Annotated in this window: 1 protein-coding gene; it reads left to right on the top strand. The window is 70.7% G+C overall.

Going from position 1 to position 1,267, the window contains the following annotated elements; translation table 11 throughout:
- On the top strand, positions 1-1,267 hold a 1,267-nt coding region (locus tag PKF00_RS43855; protein ID WP_271223723.1), incomplete at both ends, for a type I polyketide synthase.

Genomic DNA, 1,267 nt, shown 5'->3' with positions numbered 1-1,267 from the left:
ATGGCCTGCCGCCTGCCCGGCGGAATCTCCTCCCCCGAACACCTGTGGGACCTCGTCTCCACCGGAGGCGACGCCGTCTCGGAGTTCCCCGACGACCGAGGCTGGAACCTCGAAGAACTCTTCGACCCCGACCCCGACCGCCCCGGCACCACCTACACCCGCCACGGCGGCTTCCTCGACGCCGCGGGCGACTTCGACGCCGACTTCTTCGGCATCTCCCGCCGCGAGGCACTCGCCAGCGACCCCCAGCAACGCCTCCTCCTCGAAACAGCCTGGGAGGCCTTCGAACACGCGGGCATCGACCCGGCCTCGTTGCGCGGGAGCAGGACCGCGGTGTACGCGGGCATCGCCGACAACACCTACGGTTCTCGGTTCCTCCAGGTGCCCGAGGACTTGGAGGGGTATCTCGCCATCGGCAACCTCGCCAGTGTCGTCTCGGGGCGGATCTCCTACACCTTCGGGTTCGAAGGGCCCGCGGTGACCGTCGACACGGCGTGCTCGTCGTCGCTGGTCGCGCTGCACCTGGCCGTACGGTCCCTGCGTGCGGGGGAGTCCGATCTGGCGCTGGCGGGCGGGGTGACCGTCATGGCGTCGCCGAGCACCTTCGTGGAGTTCTCGCGGCAGCGGGGGCTGGCCCCCGACGGACGCTGCAAGGCCTTCGCCGCCGCGGCCGACGGCACCGGCTGGGCCGAAGGCGTCGGCCTCCTGCTCGTCGAACGCCTCTCCGACGCCCAACGCAACAACCACCGGGTGCTGGCCGTCATCCGCGGCACCGCCGTCAACCAGGACGGCGCCAGCAACGGCCTGACCGCCCCCAACGGCCCCGCCCAGCAACGCGTCATCCGCCAAGCCCTCCACGACGCCGCCCTCACCACCGCCGACATCGACGCCGTCGAAGCCCACGGCACCGGCACCACCCTCGGCGACCCCATCGAAGCCCAAGCCCTCCTGGCCACCTACGGCCAGGGCAGAGACACCGGCCACCCCCTATGGCTCGGCTCCCTCAAATCCAACATCGGCCACGCCCAAGCCGCCGCCGGAGTCGCCGGAATCATCAAAACCGTCCAGGCCCTCCACCACGCCACCCTCCCCAAAACCCTGCACATCGACCACCCCACCCCCCACGTCGACTGGACCACCGGAACCGTCCGACTCCTCACCGAAGCCATCGCCTGGCCACAAACCGGCCACCCCCGCCGCGCCGGAGTCTCCGCCTTCGGCGTCAGCGGCACCAACGCCCACGTCATCATCGAACAAGCCCCGGAAA

It is taken from the genome of Streptosporangium carneum, assembly GCF_027922005.1.
Classification (GTDB): Bacteria; Actinomycetota; Actinomycetes; order Streptosporangiales; family Streptosporangiaceae; genus Streptosporangium; species Streptosporangium carneum.
The sequence above is the reverse complement of the archived record's forward strand: the minus strand, read 5'-3'. Positions and strand labels throughout refer to the sequence as shown.